At 41.2% G+C, this 18,223-nt stretch carries 15 protein-coding genes; 13 read left to right on the top strand and 2 right to left on the bottom strand.

Annotation, left to right across the window (positions count from 1 at the left end):
- Positions 1–68 precede the first annotated feature (68 nt).
- On the bottom strand, positions 69–2,105 hold the full coding sequence (locus IGI67_RS23665; protein WP_429959562.1) for an FAD-dependent oxidoreductase: 2,037 nt from the start codon (positions 2,103–2,105) through the stop codon (positions 69–71).
- A gap of 140 nt (positions 2,106–2,245) precedes the next feature.
- Here IGI67_RS23665 and IGI67_RS23660 point away from each other — a divergent pair, with 140 nt between their 5' ends.
- From IGI67_RS23660 to IGI67_RS23600, 13 genes are all read left to right on the top strand, one after another.
- A complete protein-coding gene (locus IGI67_RS23660; protein WP_429959561.1) occupies positions 2,246–3,220 on the top strand; it encodes a helix-turn-helix domain-containing protein in 975 nt (324 codons plus the stop codon).
- Between the two features lie 130 nt (positions 3,221–3,350).
- On the top strand, positions 3,351–3,752 hold the full coding sequence (locus IGI67_RS23655; RefSeq protein WP_429959560.1) for a VOC family protein: 402 nt from the start codon (positions 3,351–3,353) through the stop codon (positions 3,750–3,752).
- 281 nt (positions 3,753–4,033) lie between these two features.
- Entirely contained in the window at positions 4,034–4,804 is a 771-nt protein-coding gene (locus IGI67_RS23650; protein ID WP_429959559.1) for an HAD family hydrolase, read from the top strand.
- Between the two features lie 93 nt (positions 4,805–4,897).
- Positions 4,898–6,145 carry an MFS transporter gene (locus IGI67_RS23645; RefSeq protein WP_429959558.1) on the top strand — a complete coding sequence of 416 codons (1,248 nt, stop codon included), beginning with the start codon at positions 4,898–4,900 and terminating at the stop codon, positions 6,143–6,145.
- A gap of 134 nt (positions 6,146–6,279) precedes the next feature.
- Positions 6,280–6,819: a hypothetical protein gene (locus IGI67_RS23640; protein ID WP_429959557.1), complete on the top strand. Its 540-nt coding sequence runs from the start codon at positions 6,280–6,282 to the stop codon at positions 6,817–6,819.
- 12 nt (positions 6,820–6,831) lie between these two features.
- Entirely contained in the window at positions 6,832–7,038 is a 207-nt protein-coding gene (locus IGI67_RS23635; RefSeq protein WP_429959556.1) for a helix-turn-helix domain-containing protein, read from the top strand.
- A gap of 77 nt (positions 7,039–7,115) precedes the next feature.
- Entirely contained in the window at positions 7,116–7,520 is a 405-nt protein-coding gene (locus IGI67_RS23630; RefSeq protein ID WP_429959555.1) for a pyridoxamine 5'-phosphate oxidase family protein, read from the top strand.
- A 201-nt stretch (positions 7,521–7,721) separates the two neighbouring features.
- Positions 7,722–9,398: a potassium-transporting ATPase subunit KdpA gene (gene kdpA, locus IGI67_RS23625; RefSeq protein ID WP_429959554.1), complete on the top strand. Its 1,677-nt coding sequence runs from the start codon at positions 7,722–7,724 to the stop codon at positions 9,396–9,398.
- Positions 9,399–9,413: 15 nt separating this feature from the next.
- Positions 9,414–11,444: a potassium-transporting ATPase subunit KdpB gene (kdpB, locus tag IGI67_RS23620; protein WP_429959553.1), complete on the top strand. Its 2,031-nt coding sequence runs from the start codon at positions 9,414–9,416 to the stop codon at positions 11,442–11,444.
- 13 nt (positions 11,445–11,457) lie between these two features.
- Complete coding sequence (locus tag IGI67_RS23615; protein ID WP_429959552.1) at positions 11,458–11,988, top strand: potassium-transporting ATPase subunit C; 531 nt, start codon at positions 11,458–11,460, stop codon at positions 11,986–11,988.
- Positions 11,989–12,057: 69 nt separating this feature from the next.
- Positions 12,058–14,625, top strand: coding sequence for a DUF4118 domain-containing protein (locus IGI67_RS23610; RefSeq protein WP_429959551.1), 2,568 nt, complete (start codon positions 12,058–12,060; stop codon positions 14,623–14,625).
- 11 nt (positions 14,626–14,636) lie between these two features.
- Positions 14,637–15,326: a response regulator transcription factor gene (locus IGI67_RS23605; RefSeq protein ID WP_429959550.1), complete on the top strand. Its 690-nt coding sequence runs from the start codon at positions 14,637–14,639 to the stop codon at positions 15,324–15,326.
- Positions 15,327–15,563: 237 nt separating this feature from the next.
- Positions 15,564–17,360 (top strand): heavy metal translocating P-type ATPase, encoded by a 1,797-nt coding sequence (locus IGI67_RS23600; RefSeq protein WP_429959823.1) that lies wholly within the window; start codon positions 15,564–15,566, stop codon positions 17,358–17,360.
- A 131-nt stretch (positions 17,361–17,491) separates the two neighbouring features.
- Here IGI67_RS23600 and IGI67_RS23595 read toward each other — a convergent pair whose 3' ends face one another.
- A complete protein-coding gene (locus tag IGI67_RS23595; RefSeq protein ID WP_429959549.1) occupies positions 17,492–18,190 on the bottom strand; it encodes a hypothetical protein in 699 nt (232 codons plus the stop codon).
- Between the last annotated feature and the right edge of the window lie 33 nt (positions 18,191–18,223).

Below are 18,223 nucleotides of genomic sequence, written 5' to 3'. Positions count from 1 at the left end.
CGTAAAAGTCCGTTCGGCTTTATTTTTGTAAAGTATTTTTAGCAATGACGTTAAATAGTTAAATAATGCTATACATTCATTGCTGCTTCATAGGCTGCCCAAATGGCGTCCATAACATTGGTTGGTTTCTTGGCATCACCGATCAGATGGACATTGTCAGCCTGGATTGCTTGATAAAGAGTATCATCCGATGTGTACCCAACAGATACAACGATATCGTCCGCTGGGATTTCATGTAGTTTTGGCATTCCCTGTACACCTAGAGCAAACATATGCTGGGCACGATTGGCGACGTTCGGATAATTTTTGACTGTCTCAGTCACATAAGCGATCCCATCTGCAAATTTATCGACCACTGAGTTTTTCAACACGGTCACTTGATAATAATCTAGAAGCTCCATCATCATATTGTAGTTTGCCGCAGATAAGCCAAACGCATTCAAAATCGTTTCGCTGGCTTCCACGATCGTGACTTTTTTGCCTTTTTTCGCTAAGTCATAAGCAATTTCGCAGCCAGTCAGACCACCGCCGACAATGACAACATTTTCACCTTCAACCTCTTTGTATCGCAGCGCCTCGATGGCATAGGACACATGGTTATCGTCAAATCCTGGTGTATCTAAGCGACGTTCGTTTGCTCCAGTGGCAACGAAGATTTCATCATAGCCCTTCGTCTGAGCCTCAGTCACTTCGCTGTTCATGTGGATGTTCACCTTTAGATCATTCATTTGCTTCTTATACCAAGCCAGCAGTTGTCGATCATCTTCTTTAAAATCGGGCGTAGCTGCCGCTACAAAGACGCCGCCCAACTGATCCGTTTTTTCAAATAAATCAACAGCGTGTCCGCGAATGGCTGCAACTCGAGCAGCTTCCATTCCGCCAATTCCGCCGCCAACGACTAAGATTTTTTTCTTTGTCTCAGCAGGAGTCAAGGCATAGCTCTTTTCACGACCGCAAGCCGGATTGACTGCACAAGAAATATCTTTGAATTGGAAAATCCGTCCTAAACATCCTTGATGACAATAAATACACGGACGCACATCGTCTAAACGTCCTTCCGCAAATTTATTTGGCGCCTGAGGATCAGCCAACAGTGGACGACCCATACCCATAATATCCAGTTCTCCATTAGCAATCACTTGATCTGCGAGCGAAGGATCATCAAATCTTCCTGCGCAGGCGACTGGAATAGAGACGACTTCTTTCACCTTCATGACATCTTCTAAATTGCAGGCCTTTGGCATATACATAGGGGGATGCGCCCAGAACCAGGAATCGTAGCTGCCGTTATCGCAATTCAGCATATCATAGCCAAATTCTTCTAGTTTCTTCGCGACAACAAAGGATTCTTCGTAATCACGTCCCTTTTCTTCAAATGCTTCACCGGGAATGGCACCGCGGTTAAAGTCTTTAACATAGCTCTTCACGCTGTAGCGCATCGAAACTGGAAAGTCTTGTCCGCAGGCTTCTTTGATTCCTTCGACAATCTCTTTGATGATCCGTAAACGATTATCCAGTGAACCACCGTATTCATCCGTTCGACGGTTAAAGAAGGAGATTGCGAATTGATCCAGCAAGTAGCCTTCATGAACTGCGTGAATCTCAACACCGTCCCCGCCAGCCTCTTGAACCAATTTAGCGCCCTTAGCAAAGTTCTCAATGTACTCTTTGATCTCTTCTTTTGACATGCCGCGATCTGTTTTGGTAGGGTCCCAAACATTTTGGATCGGAGCAGGGGCAGGACAAATACCGACTAATCCGTGATTTGCACGACCAGTCAAAGCAGTCAATTGGACGAATACCTTTCCGCCGGCTTCGTGAACGCCATCCATCAAATACTTCATCTCTCTAACATAGCCCTCTGGATTATTTAAAATACAAAAACCCATGTTTGATACAACGGGCATCAGCCCAGTAATGATCAGCCCAGTACCGCCTTTTGCTCTTTCAATGTAGTAATCGGCACCTTCTTTTGTATAAGCGACAGTCTCGGTACTTAGTAAACGAGGCGAGAAGACACCCATCGGCATCATAGCGATCCGATTGGGAATTTCAACAGAACCAATTTGTAAAGGGGAAAACAAATGTTTAAATTTTGATGACATACAGCAAATCCTCCTTCATTAAATGATGTTGTGAAAATATGATCAAATAGTATAATTAAAGTATAGAATATCTGATAAAGAAGACTATGATTTTAGCGCCCGAGGAATATAACTATTACGCGAGGGGAGCGGAAAAGCAGATGACAGAAAGAGGAACTCAATGTACTCAGTTTTCCAAATCGCAGGATTATTCAAATGGTTTGTCTCAGTTGAACTATCAATACACGATCAATAGTCCAAAAGAAACCCTGTCCGTCTCCAGAATTTATCAATTAGACCGCTTGGTATTAACGCACAGTATTGTCGATCGTTCTCAAGGTGTTTTTACCCGATGTACCAAGGATCAAAAAGGTTATTTGGCTTTTCGTTTTATCAGAAATGGTTTTGAACGTCATTCAGATGGAAAAAACACGAGCATTCTAAAAGACTATACGATTGGTATCTTTGATCTGCGTGAAATAAGCCATTATCAACGCGAAAAAAGGACAGAAGGAATCAATCTATTCATTCAACAGGATTGTCAAACAGAGAAAATCTTAGCCGATTCAACCACCAGTAAAACGATTGACGCCCAAAGAGGGATGGGGCGGGAATTACTAGAGATGATCTTTCAAATCGCGGAACAATTTTCCTATTGCTCGGAAGAAGAGAATCGCTTACTATTGAAGCATTTCTTGCAGATTTTTTGTGAATGGCTCTCCGAGACCGCGCCGTTTTTAGACAGTCAAAATTATAATGAGCTCTTAGTAAGTGCGACGGATTTTATGCGACAGAACCTCCAGGATGCTGATTTGACAATTGAGCAGACCGCGGAGCATTGTCAAACATCGATCCGCACTTTGCAAAAAGTCTTTCAAATTGCTGACTTGTCTTTTAGTCACTATTTGAATGATTTAAGATTGACTGCTGCTGCAATCCGCTTGTATCAAACCACTAGTCCGGTAACAGCCATTGCCTTTCAATGCGGTTACAACAATTCTGCGTATTTTAGTAAACGCTTCAAGGAAAAGTATCATCTATCGCCGATCCGCTACCGCAAAAAAGTCCAGGCAATGGTGAAATCAAACGAAGCAGCAGAAAGAAAATGTCCGTTGCTAGAAAAATTCTTTCCATAATGTAGAAGAGGCAGCAGCTGTGCGAAGTCATTTCACACAGCTGTGTTTCGTTACCTTTTATACAAGCGTTTTCTTTGATTTGGCTTCGACATTCTTGCATAATAAAAGAAAATTTATAGGGGTGAGCAATATGTCAACGATGGTATTTGTCAATTATCCAGTGAAAGATGTGCAAGCTTCGACCGTTTTTTATGAAAAGTTAGGCTTTAAGAAGAATGAAAATTTCTCTAACGAGCGTTCCAGCTCAATGGTGTGGGATGATACATTTTGGATTATGCTGCTGGAATACGATTTTTATAACCTATTCCTGAAGAACAAAAAAATTGCAGACACGAAGAGTCAGAGCGGTACACTCACAGCGTTTTCTGTTGAGAGTGCGGATGCTGTCAGGAAAATAGCAGAGGCGGCAAAGGCGAATGGCGGCGATTATTTTTCGGTTGATATGGGAATACCAGAAGATCAGATGTTTAGCTTAGAAGTAACAGATTTAGATGGCAATCAGTTTGAGCCCGTTTGGATGCCCATTTCATAAACAGAAGCGGTTGATGTTCTATACATTAAGTAGTTGCCTCGCACTTTCAGAATATGGTATGATTTTTTCGAACTGGAAAATTGGAGCTAGGGTTCCACTCAAACGAGGATCGTGACCGAGGGCTTCATCTTTTACCATATGTAAAAGGCACCTATTGATATAAAAGATCCGAGGGGAAAGGTTCAGTGTATTTGTGATGCACTGACTTTCCTCTTTTTTTGCGTGTCTGCAGGTCGGTCTGTGCATCGTTCAAATAAATCAATTTTTAATGGAGGGTAATTATGAAGAAATTGGCTTTTTTTGATTTGGATGGAACGTTATGCTGCGGCGGAGGGCTGCAAGTAGAACCAGAAATGATCGCAGCTTTTAGTGAATTGAGAGCAAAGGGTATTCTGCCAGTAATCGCTACGGGCCGCAGCTATTACGAAGTGAAGGAACTGCTGAAACAGTTGCGTGTGGAGCACTTTATTTTGTCAAATGGTTGTTACGTTCGGTTAGCAGGAAAAACTCTTTTGGATGCTAAATTTTCACAGACAGAAATCGAAACGATTCTGCAAATCGCTGATCAATATCAAGTTTCTGCTGGTTATTTTAATCAAGAAGGCTTTGCCATAACAAATTATTCGGAGATAGTGGAGGAGCACGTGACGTATATGGGAATCAAAGAGGTTCCGGTAGAGGTTGATTTTTATCAAAATAATCCAGTCAATTTTATGAATCTTTACGTAAATGCAGCGTTGGAAAAAGAAGTGAAAAAGGAATTAAGCACGGTGGCAGATACGGTTCGTTTTGCCCCTTTGGCAATTGATGTATTGCCTAAAAATGTCTCAAAAGGAGCTGCGATACAGATATTTTTGAACTCAATGGCAGGCACTCAGATGGAAACATATGCTTTTGGTGATCAGAACAATGATCTAAGTATGTTTCAATTAGTGGATCATGGAATCGCTATGCATCATGGGACCGAGGAATTAAAGGAACAAGCATCCTATATAGCTAAAACAGAGAATGGCGTACTGGAGGGATTAAGGCATTACGGTTTGATTTCCTAGAAGTATGAGGAAAGAATGAGACTTTAGGCTGATGCTCTCATATTAAGAATTCGTTAAGATGAAACTATCAATTAATAGAGAGTTGGAAAGCGTGTGAAGGGAAATAAACGAAATATTACGTTTTTGATGTTGGGTCAATTTATTTCGGTGTTTGGTGGGGCTATCTTACGATTTGCTTTGTCGTTGTTTGTATTAGATGTGACAGGAAGAGCGGATATATTTGCGACAGTTTTAGCAATTTCGAGCATTCCTGTATTATTTGCTCCAATTGGCGGAGCCATCGCAGATCGGTTTAACCGAAAAAACTTGATGGTGCTGATGGATGTTGCGAATGCAATGATTGCTGGGTTTCTCTTTTTTGTGATTGGAACCTCCCAATCGGTTCTATCCATCGGTTTTTTACTGTTCATTTTGGCAATTGTGGGAAGTTTTGACACACCCGTTGTTGGAGCAAGTATTCCATTATTAGTAGAAGAAAAGGATCTGGAAAAAATCAATGGTCTATCTAATGGGATTTTGCAATTATCAAATGTCATTGCACCAATTATTGGAGGCATTTTTTATGGATTGGTCGGGGCGAATGTGCTAGTCGGCAGCAGTATTATCTTTTTCGCTGCAGCCGCATTAATCGAGAGCTTTTTGAAAATTCCATTTGAAAAACGGGAACAATCACCTGGCACTATCCTAGAAATCTTGACCGGGGATTTGAAGGATGGCTTCCATGAGGTGAAGAATAACCGTGTGATTTTTAAGACGATAATTATGGCAGCTGCTATCAATTTTGTACTGACTTCATTCTTCATTGTTGGTTTGCCAGTGATTCTGCGGATGACCTTGCAGGTAAATGATACGATGTATGGGGTCGGAATGGCCGTCTTCAGCTTATCTAGTATTATCGGTGCGGTGTTTGCTGGACCACTAACAAAAAATTTGAAATTCAATAATTTTTATCGCGTGTTTATGTATTCAGGGATCGCTTTGCTGATCATGAACATAATGTTGAGTTTGACGGGAACGACAATCGGTTTTATGATTGTCATTCTTATGGAAATCGTGATCGGAATGATGCTCAGCGCCATTTCAGTTTATATGATCTCACTGATTCAGCGAATCACACCTAAAGAAAATCTAGGTAAAATCATGGCGACTGTGATCGCGGTTTGTCAATGTGCAGTTCCATTAGGACAATTACTAATGGGGTTATTGTTCAAACAGAACAGTGCTTCGATCTTTATTCCCTTATTCTTAATCAGCGGACTAGTATTAGTGATTTCCTTTATATGCTTTAAGCTGTTCAAAGAAACCAAAGATAGTGATATATACAAAACAGTAAATGAGTAATCAGCAAAGGCATCAGCTCTATAAAGCTGATGCTTTTTATACGTTAAACAATAATTAATTATCGTTTAACGACAAAAATATATTGTTTTGTAATGATATTCGTGCTAAAATAATGGTGAAAGGGAGGAATTAGAATGAACGTGACCAGATTTCGAAATTTATGCGGTGCATTAAATTTAGTTTTAAAGTTTATGGCCTTGATTGCCGTCGTTTCAGTTTTTGCTGGCATTGGCAACTATCTTAACAACTCTTTCACTGTCAGTCGTGACTTCTCACCGGGCTTTACATTGATAAATACTAGCAGTGGCAGTTTAGAAGATTTTACGAATTCACAAATCGCTTTGGCTGAAGTAGTTACCAAATCATTATCATTACTTGTTGTAGCCTTTTTACTTGTTGTCGGCAGTAATATTTTATTGGATATTTGGCTAGAGAAGTCGCCATTTAGCGAAAAACAAACACAGCGATTAACTGTCATATCACTTGGAATCATAATACTGTCGCTTGTTCAGTCGCCTCTTTTTTCAGCCGTTCTCTCGGCAGCTTCTCCAAGTGCTCGTTTTATCAGTTTTGATATCGGCTGGTTGTTTATATTTGGCATGGTCATGCTTTGTATGACTGGAATATTCAAATATGGGGCGGCTTTACAAAAATTGTCCGATGATACGGTCTAAGGGGTGAGGGCAATGGGAATTCAAGTTCAACTAGACCTAGAGATGGTAAAGAAAAGAATCAAATTGAACGATTTAGCTGACGCAGTAGGGATCACGCCTGCTAACCTTTCTCGGTTGAAAAATGGAAAGGTTAGTGCGATACGTTTCTCGACTTTAGAAAAAATATGTGAAGTCCTTGACTGTCAGCCAGGAGATATCCTAATTTATCAAAAAACATGAACGAGATAAGTTTAATGCTTATCTTGTTTTTTCGTTTGATTTTTGAAATACTGAATAAAAAGCTAAAGGAGCAGCATATGTATTATGATAAAGAAATCACTAAATTGATTGAAAGTAGCGACCTTTGTTTTCTTGGTTCTGTAACAGAAGCCGGTTATCCAATGATTCGAGCGATGCTGAAGCCAATTAAGGTAGAAGAAAATCGGTTTTATTTGCATACAAATACATCGTCAAGAAAAGTACAACAATTTTTGGATAATGCTAAAGCCTGTCTCTATTTTTATAATCCGCTAACTTTCACTGGGGTAACATTGATGGGTGAGATGGAGGTAGTCTCAAAGGAGGCTGAGAAACAGGCTTTCTGGCGTGATGAGTATCAGATTTATTATGAAAAAGGCGGCGGATTACCAGATTTTACTGTACTAAAATTTACAGGAAAAACAGGGGAGTTTTATCAAAATTTTCAGACGACATCCTTTTAGATCAACAATTGTAGACCATATAAAGATAGTGTAAAGAAATGCGTGCAAGTTTCACACTATCTTTAGGTCTTTTTTTTTATGCTTACAAGGTAAAGGATAACGATGTGAAAGGAAGAGAAATGAAATGACGATTGTTTTAGGAATTATCGGACTCTTATTAATGATCTATCTTTTCTGGTTTTTATTTAAGGGGGAAGAGCTATGAGCAGTGTAATCTATCAAGCAATATTTTTCCTATTTATTTTGTTAATAATAGCATTGCCGTTAGGGTGGTATATTAAAGAAATTATGCAGGGAAGGATTCCTAAAGGTGTACGCTTTTTACAACCGGTGGAACATTTCTTTTATAAAGCAATCGGTCCAATCAGTAAAAAAGAAATGTCTGCGAAACGTTATGCTATGAATGTGGTGCTGTTAAGTATTTCTTCAATTATATTATTAGTCATTATTTTAATGACGCAGCACTTTTTACCAGGGGGAACAGCAGTAGAGAATTTGTCATTGCCATTAGCACTAAACACGGCAGTCAGCTTCGTGACCAATACCAATTGGCAGGCATACGCTGGTGAAACAACGCTATCAAATGCGTCACAGATGTTTGGCCTAACAGTACAAAACTTTATTTCGGCAGGTGTCGGAATTTCTGTGTTAGCGGCCTTGCTGCGGGGACTTTCACAAGTAAAAAAGAAGGCCCTAGGAAACTTTTGGCAAGATTTGACACGTAGTCTAATTTATATATTGCTGCCGCTGTCACTAATTCTTGCTGTTTTATTAATTTCGCAGGGCACGGTTCAGTCATTTAAATCAGGAGTTGGCTATCAGGGCTTGGAAGGAAAAAGTCTGTGGCTCTATTTAGGACCTGTAGCTAGTCAGGTAGCAATCAAGCAGTTAGGAACAAATGGCGGCGGATTCTTTGGCGCCAACTCGGCTTATCCCTTTGAAAATCCGACGCTGCTTTCTAACTTTTTAGAGAATATCGCAATTCTGCTGATTCCAGCCGCTTTGATTTTTGCTTTTGGTTTTTGGGTCAAAGATTGGAAGCAGGGACGAACGATTATGATTGTTTCCTTATTTTTCCTATTGATTGCTTTCATTGGAGTCGGCTTTAGTGAGTATTACGGCCCACAATTTTCGCAGGTTATCGGCGCAACAAATCTGGAAGGAAAAGAAATTCGGCTAGGTATCGGCTGGTCCAGTCTGTGGTCAGTAGCAACGACGGCGGCCTCTAATGGTTCTGTAAACGCAATGTTGGATAGCTTTACGCCGCTTGGCGGTGCGATTCCGCTGTTTTTGATGCAGCTTGGCGAAATTATCTTCGGGGGAGTCGGCAGCGGACTTTATGGGATGCTGGCTTTTCTATTGCTGGCCGTCTTTATCGCTGGTCTTTTAGTAGGACGAACACCCGAATACTTGGGGAAAAAAATTGAAGCCTATGATATCAAGATGGCTAGTCTCGTCATTTTAACCCCTTTGATGCTGACTCTATTTGGTGCGATGGCCTTGGTCTTGCATCCAGAGATAATGACGTGGCTGACAAATCGAGGCCCGCACGCATTTAGTGAATTGCTTTATGGCGCAACGTCATTAGCGAACAATAACGGGAGTGCCTTTGGCGGTTTACTAGCAGATACGACGTTCACAAATATTCTAGGAAGCTTATTAATGGCTGTTTCAAGATATTTACCGATCTTTGCAATTTTATTCTTAGCAGAAAATATGGGTGGTAAAAGAAGAGCAGCTTTAAGCTCTGGAACGCTATCGACGGTTAGTCCAACATTTGTTTCTATGTTGATTATTGTTATTTTGGTGATCGGGGCTTTAAGCTTTTTGCCATCGTTGGCGCTTGGTCCGATTGCAGAATTCTTTACGATGAACTAGATGGAGTGAATGAAAATGAAGAAAATCTATCAATGGGCCGTGGGTCAATCATTTAAAAAATTAGACCCGCGCCAACAAATCAAAAATCCGGTCATGTTTGTGGTCTATCTTGGAGCGATCATCACGACGGTGTTATGTTTTTATCCAGTAAATGTCCCTATCTGGTTCAGCATTTCAGTAACGATTTTTCTTTGGCTGACGCTGCTCTTTGCGAATTTCGCTGAAGCTGTGGCAGAGGGACGGGGAAAAGCGCAGGCAGATAGTTTGAAGCAGGCAAAAAAGGAAGTAATGACCTATAAAATAAAAGGGCTAGAAGATATCAAAGAAGAGAATTTCATAGAATTACGTTCCTCTGATTTGAAGCGCGGCGACTTGGTTTATGTACGTGCGGGAGAGCAAATTCCAGCGGATGGTGATGTAATTGATGGTGCAGCTTCAGTTGATGAAAGTGCTATTACCGGTGAATCCGCTCCAGTAATTCGTGAATCTGGAGGAGATCGCAGCGCAGTGACTGGCGGAACCACCGTTGTTTCCGATTACTTGGTGATACGCGTCACTTCGGAAAATGGTCAATCCTTCTTGGACAAGATGATCGCTATGGTAGAAGGAACTCAGCGAAAAAAGACACCAAATGAGATTGGATTGCAGATTTTCTTGATTACCCTGACTATTATTTTCTTGACTGTATCAATTACACTTGTTCCATTTACTGATTTTAGCAGTCAGCTATCCGGGAAAGGGGAAGCTCTATCCATGATTATCGTGATTGCACTCTTAATTTGTCTGGCGCCAACCACAATCGGTGCCTTGATTTCTTCTATCGGTATCGCAGGAATGAGTCGCTTGACGAAAGAAAATGTCATCGCCATGAGTGGACGTGCGATCGAAGCGGCAGGGGACGTGGATGTTCTTTTACTAGACAAAACAGGAACCATTACATTGGGAAACCGTCGAGCAAGCGAGTTTTTGCCTGTTAATGGTGTCAGTGAAGAACAGCTGGCGGATGCGGCACAACTGTCTTCTTTGGCAGACGAAACAGCAGAAGGCCGGAGTATCGTAATTTTGGCGAAGGAACGGTTCAATTTGCGAGAAAGAGAATTTCAGCAATCAGAGGTTAAATTTATCGATTTTAGTGCTAAAACTAGAATGAGCGGAATTGATTATCGCGGAGATGAAATCCGTAAAGGCGCAGCCGACACGATGAAAAAATACGTGAGATCCAAAGGAGAAGCCTATCCGCCTGAATGTGACGATATTGTTGCTAAAATGGCTCGCGCAGGCGGAACTCCTTTGGTAGTAGTAAAAAATGATCGTGTAATGGGTGTCGTTTATTTAAAAGATATCGTGAAAAATGGCGTAAAGGATAAATTTGCCGATATGCGTAAGATGGGTATCAAGACTATCATGATTACCGGAGACAATCCGCTAACGGCAGCAGCGATCGCAGCGGAAGCGGGTGTGGATGATTTTCTAGCCGAAGCCACCCCTGAAAATAAAATGGATTTGATTCGTGACTATCAAGAAAAAGGACATTTGGTCGCTATGACTGGTGACGGCACCAATGATGCGCCAGCGCTGGCTCAAGCGGATGTAGCAATGGCAATGAACACCGGAACTCAAGCCGCCAAAGAAGCAGGAAATATGATCGATTTGGATTCCAGCCCAACTAAGCTACTGCAGGTCGTACAGATCGGTAAACAACTATTAATGACTCGCGGTGCTTTAACTACGTTTAGCATTGCAAATGATATTGCGAAATATTTCGCGGTAATACCGGTCTTGTTTTACAGTATTTATCCGCAATTAGATCGATTAAACATTATGGGATTAGGGAGTCCGTTGACTGCGATATTGTCGGCCGTGATTTATAATGCTGTAGTTATCATTGCCTTAATCCCCTTAGCGTTGAAAGGAGTGCAGTATCAAGAAAAACCGGCTAGTCAGATTTTACGACATAATCTATTGATCTATGGATTAGGCGGGATCATCGCACCGTTTATTTTTATCAAGGTGATTGATGTAATCCTCTCATTGATTATTTTATAGAAGGAGCAGGACAATGAAAAAAAGTATTTTAGGAAGCTTACGATTTTTGATGTTGAGCTTGATCGTCTTTGGTGGACTGTACACTGTTGCAGTTACTGGTATTGGACAGCTTTTCTTTTCAGATCAGGCCAATGGAAGCCAAATTACCGTGAATAATCAAACCGTTGGGTCAAAATTGATTGGGCAGTCCTTTGAACAACCGAAATATTTTTCTGGACGCAGTGAGAAAGTCAGCCAGCTATCCCCTGCTTCACCAGAACAAAAGAAGCTAGTTGAAAGTCGCCGAGCAGCTGAACTGGCAAAAAATCCGACCGAAAAGAATGTTCCAAATGACCTTGTAACAGCATCGGGCAGTGGTGTTGACCCGGATATTAGCCTATCTGCGGCAGAATTCCAGGTTGCTCGAATTGCCGAAGTGCGGGGACTATCTCAAGGATCCATTCGAAAAATTATTGCTGAACATCGTCAAAAGGATTGGTTTTCTGAGCGATACTATGTCAATGTTTTGCAGTTGAACCTAGCATTAGATAAACTAGAAGCATGATAGTCCATAATTCTCTAATCGTTTTTCGGTTAGAGAATTATTGTGCCTGCAAAGAAAGGAGGAACTTTGATGCAAACAGTAGAAGAGCCATGGGTGAAAAGACATCGTGGGCGCCTGCGGGTGTTTTTTGGGTTTGCTGCTGGTGTTGGAAAAACTTACGGCATGCTGGCAGAAGCTCATGAATTATTACTGATGGGAAAAAATGTGGTGATCGGTTATATTGAACCGCATGATCGTCCAGATACCAATCGACTAGTGGAAGGATTACCCCAAATTCCTCCAAAAAAAATTCTCTATAAGCAAATGGTTTTGACCGAGCCGGATATTGATCAAATCATTCAACAAAAACCGGAAATCGTTTTGATTGATGAATTGGCTCATACCAATGCGAAAGGGTCTCGAAACCGCAAACGATACCAGGATGTCGATGAGCTGTTGAACGCTGGAATCGATGTTTTTACTACCGTCAATGTTCAACACATCGAAAGTTTAAACGACATCGTTGAAGAAGTTACCGGAATCGAGGTCAAGGAAACGGTTCCGGATACTTTTCTGCAGCAGGCCACAATCAAGGTAATCGACGTAGAGCCGGATGAATTGATAGAACGCCTAGAGCAAGGAAAAATCTATGCCAATGAAAATGCCAAACGTGCGTTGCAGCACTTCTTCATCCCACAAAAGCTGGATCAACTTCGGGGACTTGCGATCCAACGTGCATCGGATCATATTAATCGGATCAGTGGGAAAACATTAAGAATACAAAGCAAACTTCTGACAGTCGTGAATGATGCCTTCCCAAGAATGACAGAAAAGTGTATTCGCTGGACAGCTCGTTTGGCTCAAGGCCTAGGGGCGGAGTGGACAGTCATTCAGATTCGGACACAAGAGGATACACCTACTAATATTCCATTAGCAGATAAGCTAGGGGCAGAGGTAATAAGTATTGAAGAAGACGATAGCTTTGAGACGATTGTCGAGTTCGCCAAAATGACAGGTGTTACAGATATCATTATGGGGAAAAATCTGCGTCAACCATGGTATGAGAAGATTTTTACTGAAGCATTCGATGATCGTTTATTAAAACGCTTGAATGATACCGAGCTGCATCTGATTCCTTTCAATGAAGAAAAGCAATCTTGGTTCTTTAAGACACGAACAGTCATTGAAGGGGGCGGAAAAGATCTGAGCATTGCGGTGGGAGGCGTGTTTCTAGCGACCATTGTGACAGAATTGATGCAATACCTTCACGTTGGCGATCAAAATCTGATGCTGGTCTATATTTTTTTCATTCTACTAGTCGCTCGGACAACATCTGGCTATTTTTGGAGCGCTCTTTCTTCTATTTTAAGTGTGCTGTCTTTCAACTGGTTTTTTGTCGAGCCGCTATACTCACTGACAGTCTATAAACAGGGCTATCCGATTACTTTATTAATAATGTTTGTCGTCGCCTTGATGATCAGTAATTTGATGGTTCGTTTGAAAAAACAAGCAGACAGCTCAATGGAAAAAGAACATCAGATGGAAATCTTATATGAATTGAACAAGCAATATGTGTTAGCTGAAAGTCGAAAACAAATCCTCGATATTTCTGCTACTTATTTATCCAGATTATTGGATCGAGAAGTAATTATTTTTGATCCCCGAGCAAAGGTCGAGAGCGTTCATTGTGTATCAAATAAGCAATCCGTTCTGGATAAAAAGGATGAGGCAGCTGTTGCTTTTTGGGCTGCGAAAAATCAAAAAGAAGCTGGTAACGGCACAGATACATTGATCGGCGCCAAAGGCTTTTATCTGCCGATCGTCGCAAGTGGAAAAACGTTGGCCGTATTAGGTATTGAAAGAAATGCGAACCTTGAGCTAGAAAATGATCAGCTAAACTATCTGAAGCTGGTATTGACCCAAATCGCTGTAATTTTAGAACAAACTGAATTGAAGGAGGAAAAAGAGCAGGTAGAATTGGAAAACGAGCGTGAAAAGGTCCGAAGCAACCTGTTGCGTGCAGTATCGCATGATTTAAGAACACCGTTAACGGTTATTTCTGGGATCGCCGAGACGTTAGGTATCGGGACGGATTTAAAAGAAGAAACCCGCCAAAAATTGTTAAAAGATATCCAGGAAGAGTCCCAATGGCTGATTCGAATGGTAGAAAATTTATTATCCATCACTCGAATCAATATGGATACGATGAAGGTTACAAAAACTGCTGAACCCGTAGAAGAGATTATCGAAGCTGTTTACAAGCACTTAAAGAAGGTTTATCCCGATGGGCAGGTTGAGATTCATCTGCCTGAAGAGGTCATATTTATTCAAGCAGATCCCATTTTGATCGAACAAGCGCTATTCAATCTCGTTGGAAATGCTTTTCGACACGGTGAAAAGAATCAACTGGTCAAATTGACCGTTTACCAAGAAAAGGAACAAACAGTCTTTGAAATTGAAAATCGCGGAGAGATACCACTGAAACAATTTCAAAAGATTCAGTCAAATTTAACCAGTACGAATGAAGTACCAGTTGATTCAAAAAATGGTTTGGGCATTGGGTTAAGTATTGTAAAAACGATTATTCATGCCCATAATGGCAAAATGGAAATGACCGTCGGAGAAGGCAAGACACTCGTTAGAATTTATTTGAAGTGAGGGGACATTGTATGAAGCAATCCATTTTATTGATTGAAGATGATCCGAATATTACAGATTTTATGGAAGTTGTCTTGGACCAAGAACGTTATCAATTGACGATCGCCAGTAATGGAATGGAGGCCTTGACCGCATTGCAGACCACATCGATTGATTTAGTGTTATTAGACTTAGGGCTGCCAGATATTGATGGCATTGATCTGTTGAAAATCCTTCGCAAACGAATGCATTTGCCTATTATCATTATTTCTGCGAGAAACAATGAAGAAGAGAAAGTGAAGGCTTTGGACTTAGGGGCGGATGACTATGTAACAAAACCGTTTGGTACAAATGAATTATTGGCACGTATTCGTACAGCTTTACGCCATCAAAATGTTCAAATGGAAGCACTAGCGGTTGTAGAAAATAAAGAGCTAAAAATTGATTTTGAGCGACAGCTAGTTTACAAAAAAGGTAAAGAAATTCATTTGACTAAAAATGAATACCGAATTTTAGCATTAATGTTTCATCAGTTAGGCAAGGTGGTCACTTATCAAGCCTTGATGACAGAGGTTTGGGGACCTTACAGTGATGATTCTCAAACCTTGCGAGTAAACATGTCTAATATTCGAAAAAAAATTGAGCAGGACACGTTGAAGCCTGAATATCTGATTACCGAAATCGGAGTAGGTTATCGGCTGCGTGACCATCGTTCAGAATAATTTTTTTATGTCGACCACTCAGGTCGGCATTTTTTGTTCAAAAATAGTTAAGCATCACTAATTCTCCCAATTAAGGTTAGATTTGAAAAGAACGAAAGCATTTAATTATAATTATTGTAAATTGAAACCAGAGTATCTTTGTTGTTAATGATTATCTTTATCATTTAGATGTTTCTATTTTCAATTAGAACTACCACGTGCTAATCTAGTTTTGAAGATAAATGGAGGCGCATGATGATGAGTAATTCAAAGAAATTTTTATCCACGGTAGTAATAGGAATCATTGCATTGGTATTGGAGTTTGGTTTTCAACAGAATCGAGCAGCTTTTTGGTTAGTTGCTATTGTGGGTGGGATCATGACGATCTCTATGCTGATTGGAATGATCAAGACATTACGTTCAGGAAAATATGGGGTAGATATTTTGGCGATCACCGCGATCGTCGCTACTTTATTAGTTGGTGAATATTGGGCAAGTCTGATGGTTTTGATTATGTTGACTGGTGGAGACAGCTTAGAAGATTATGCTAGCCATCAAGCAAGCAGGGAGCTGCGTTCTCTCTTGGATAATTCGCCACGAATCGCTCATCGCATCGAAGGTGAAGAGATCAGTGATTTGGCGGTGGAAGAGGTCCAAGTTGGTGACATGATAATGGTGAAGCCTGGTGAATTAGTGCCCGTCGATGGGCGGGTAGTTATGGGCGAATCCTTTGTGGATGAGTCCTCATTAACAGGAGAATCTAAGCCAATTGAGAAAAAAATCAACGATGAGCTGATGTCTGGTTCCATTAACGGAGATGCGGCTTTGCGCTTCAAAGTGACAAAAGCCGCAAAGGATAGCCAGTATCAAACCTTAGTGAAGCTAGTTAAGGAATCAGAGGCGAAGCCAGCTCATTTTGTTCGTTTAGCTGATCGATATGCGGTTCCCTTCACAATTATTGCCTATTTAATTGGCGGCATCGCTTGGTTTGTCTCAAAGGATCCTGTTCGCTTCGCCGAAGTGCTGGTAGTGGCTTCTCCTTGTCCATTGATATTAGCAGCCCCTGTAGCACTAGTCGCTGGGATGAGCCGTTCAAGTCGAAATGGGATCGTAGTGAAAACAGGGACGACAATTGAGAAATTAGCGCGAGCAAAAAGTATCGCTTTTGATAAAACTGGCACATTGACAGAAGGAAAGCTTTCGGTGGAAGAAATTATGGTAGCTTCTAATGATTTTTCCAAAGAAGAACTGATGGTGTATGCAGCTAGTGGCGAACAAGAATCTAGTCATATTTTGGCTCGATCACTCGTCGCTTATGCGAAAGAAAAGGGCGACACTTTATATCCTGTATCAAAGCTGGAGGAGATTACAGGGCAAGGGATTCAGGCTGACGTAAACGGGAAAAAAATTCGTGTCGGAAAGGCTTCATTTGTTGGGTCAACAATCGAATTAAGCAATCAGCAAACAGCTGTTTATGTTTCTTTAGAGGATCGATATATTGGATATATTACTTTTACGGATATTGTTCGTAAAGAATCTGCTGATACAATCAAAGCATTGAACGAATTAGGCATAAATAAGACCATTATGTTAACGGGAGACCATAAATCCATTGCCAATCAAATTGCTAGTGAAGTAGGCATTTCAGAGGTCCATGCAGAATGCTTACCAGAAGAGAAAATCAATGTTTTAAAAGATTTGGATGAAACCGATCGGCCAGCTATCATGGTTGGTGATGGGGTAAATGATGCACCTGCTTTGGCGATTGCCGATATCGGTATCGCTATGGGGGCTCACGGATCAACGGCTGCCAGTGAGAGCGCCGATGCAGTAATTCTGAAAGATGACTTAAGTCGAGTCTCAGAAGCTGTTCGTTTATCTCAATACACCATGCGAATTGCTCGACAATCCGTATTGATCGGTATCGTGATTTGTGTCGTTTTGATGCTGATTGCAAGTACTGGTGTGATTCCAGCTTTGCTGGGAGCTGCCCTGCAAGAAGTCATCGATACAGTTTCAATTTTGTCTGCTTTGAGAGCAAGAAAAGATCGCTAAACGCTTCTCAGAAGAATAGTTAAAAAAAAGTGCCATGTTCAGTCTGATTGACTAAGCATGGCACTTTATTGTATTAACGTTTTCGATCTATTTTCCAATTGCTCCGATTTTATCTAGTAAGTTCTTACATGCTAATAACAATGTCCGCCTCGGCCTCTTTGTCCGCCGGCACCTGATCCATCGCGTAATCCGTGATGTGTTCCAGCACGACCAGCACCATTTTGCTGATTTTGTCCTGCTTGTGGAGTATAAGTACTTGGTTGAATAGCAGAATTTTCGCTATTTTGTTGTCCGCCGCCCACATTTTGATCATAAAGTGCAGTCTCATTATTGGCTTGCTGATTAGCCCCGGCTTGACCATAATTGTCTCCATTACCATAACCGTTCCCGGCGAATTGTTGTGGATCTACAGCATCAGTGTTTTGCTGTCCATATTGATTCCCGGTGCCGTCTTGTGGCTGTACAGCGTAATTTGTCGCTTCAGCGGCATTCGGCTGTGGAGTGTTTGTGGTGGCGTTGTCTTGCTTTTCCTCATAATTTGGACAATTAGGAATTCTCGGTCCGTTCGCTTGTCCAGTGCCATCTTGTTTTCCATTTCCGTAGCCGTTCTGTGCACCCGTTCCATTTCTTTGATCAAAGCCGTTCAAAATATGATTTTGACGCAATGGACAATCTTCTCTAGGCGCTTTGTAAATATTATTGATCGTACAATAGCGTAAATTTTGAACGCCTTCTCCAGAAACAGCAGCATCCGCACGTAAAGTCGCGAAGCTCAGCATTCCAATAAAGAGCAAAGCTGCGGAAGTCATTCCCTTTTTATGCTTCATCATAAATGATCTCCTCCTTTTCAACTATAGTATAGG

This window comes from Enterococcus sp. AZ196 (genome assembly GCF_050498845.1).
Taxonomy (GTDB): domain Bacteria; phylum Bacillota; class Bacilli; order Lactobacillales; family Enterococcaceae; genus Enterococcus_A; species Enterococcus_A murrayae.
This window is presented reverse-complemented; position numbering and strand designations above follow the sequence as displayed.